Origin of the sequence: Jatrophihabitans sp., from assembly GCF_051960575.1 — a bacterium.
Taxonomy (GTDB): Bacteria; Actinomycetota; Actinomycetes; order Mycobacteriales; family Jatrophihabitantaceae; genus JBQCEE01.
Genome location: NZ_JBQCEE010000421.1, coordinates 1 through 2,119 on the forward strand (window position 1 = coordinate 1; position 2,119 = coordinate 2,119).

Annotated in this window: 1 protein-coding gene; it reads left to right on the top strand. The window is 77.2% G+C overall.

Translation table 11 applies throughout. The annotated features are described in order from the left end of the window. Positions 1-2,024 (top strand): FtsX-like permease family protein (locus ACTHMS_RS23670; protein ID WP_440309113.1); only part of this gene is annotated, 2,024 nt, incomplete at its 5' end. Positions 2,025-2,119 lie beyond the last annotated feature (95 nt).

The following is a 2,119-nucleotide window of genomic DNA, read 5'->3' on the forward strand; positions in this document are numbered from 1 at the left end:
ATGTCCGGGCCGTGTACGGGCTGCCGGCCGCGGTGCCACCCCTGCGCGATCCGTTCGCCGACGCCAGCGCCGACTGGCTGGTCGACACGCCCGGCCCGGTGCCCTGGGCGACCGTGCTGGCGCTGAACGCGCACGGTCTCGAGGCCATCTCGCGCGCGGTCTATCTGCACCCGACGCGCGCGTCACGTCGGGTGCCCGTCCAGCTCGGGACGCCGGCGGACTCGAACAACCTCGTGGTGGCGCTGACGCTGGTCGGCGGCATGGCCCTGCTCGAGGTCGTGCTGCTGGCCGGGCCGGCGTTCGCAGTGGGCGCCAAGCGCCGCCGCCGCGAACTCGCCGTCCTCGGCGCCGTCGGCGGCAGCCCTGCCGACCTTCGCCGCAGTGTGCTGGCCGGGGGCGTCGTGCTCGGCACCCTGGCCGGGCTCGCCGGGACGATCGGGGCCATCGCCGTCGCGGCGGCCGGCGAACCGCTGATGGAACACCTGATCAGCCGCCGTCCCGGCGCGTTCACCGTGCCCGTGGCACAACTCGTCGCGCTGTTCGGCGTCGCGGTGCTCGCCGCGGTGGCCGCAGCCGCACTGCCCGCCCGCGCAGCGGCACGCACCGATCTGGTCGCGTCGCTCGGCGGGCGGCGTGGCACCACCCGCACGAGGCGCCGGCTCACCGCGCTCGGCCTGGCTGTCGCGGCCGCCGGCGCGGCCGTCTCGCTCACCGCGACGGTCTCGTCGAGCAGCGCGCTGGTCATCCTCGGCGGCGCCGCGCTGCTCGAGGTCGGGCTGATCATGTGCACGCCCGCGCTGCTCGGGTTCGTGGCCCGCGGCGGGCGCCGCCTGCCCCTGCAGGCGCGGCTGGCGCTACGCGACACCGGACGCAACCGCTCGGCCGCGACCCCCGCGGTCGCCGCGGTCATGGCAGCGGCCATCGGTGCGGTCAGCATCGCCATCGCGCTGGCGTCCGTCGACGACCAGGACCGCCGCCAGTACGTGCCCGCCCTGCCCCCGAACACCGCCCGCGTCACCCTGCCGGCGGGGACGTCGGACGCGACGTCGGCCTCCGTCGCCCGAGCCCTCGCGCGGACGCTGCCGTCCGCGGCCGTCGCCGTGCTGCACGCGCCGCGGACCGCGTGCCCGGGCCCGGCCGACTCGTGCACCGTCACCACACTCGTCCATCTCGACGACGCGCAGCGGACCGGGCTGCTCGCGGACATCCTGGTCGCCGGCCCCGACGACGCGGCGGCGTTGTTCGGCCCGGGCTCGACGGCAGAGCGGGATGCCTTGCGGCACGGCATGGCGCTCGTCAGCGACCCCACGCTCGCGCGCGGCGGCCAGGTGCCACTTGCCCTCACCCCCATGACCGTCACCGCCGACGGTCTCGGGACGGACGGGTCGGGCACCGGGCAGCAGGTCGCCTTCACCCTGCCTGCGCAGGCCATGCACGGCGACGCCGCCCCGGCCACGATCGTCGTGCCGGCCGCCGCGCTGAGCGGCCGCGGCGCCGACCTCGCGCCGGTCGCGGTGCTGGTACGGACCCGACAGCTCCCGACGGACGCGCAGTTGCAGGCCGCGACCGCACGGGTGCGGCGCGTGGTCGCCGGCGGGGTGGTCGAGGTGGAGCGCGGCTATCACAACCGCTACGCCGCGGGCACGTTCGCCGTCGTCGGCGGGGCCGTCGCGATCGCCGTCCTGGCCGCGGTGATCGCCACCGGCCTGGCGAACGTCGACGCCGCGCCCGACCTGCGCACCCTCGGCGCCGTGGGCGCGACGCCGCGCACGCGGCGCACGCTGGCGAGCGCGCGGGCGGGCGTGATCGCGGCGCTGGGCGCGGTGCTCGGCGGAGGGGCCGGGTTCGTCGTGCCCGCCGCGTGGGAGCTGAACCAGCATCGGGCCGACCCGTCCAGCAGCCTGCGCTTCGTCGTCCCCTGGCCGACGGTGCTCGCGGTGGCGGTCGGGATCCCGGTCCTGGCCGCGGCGATCAGCGGCGCGACGACCCGCTCGCGGCTGCCGATCGAGACCTCCGCCGCCTAGTCCGACACTGCCGCTTGTCCCCAGGCCCACTCATTTGCCCGCCGTGGTAATGTCTGGGCCGGGGGCCAAGACGGCTTCTGGGCGGGCGCGGGGGC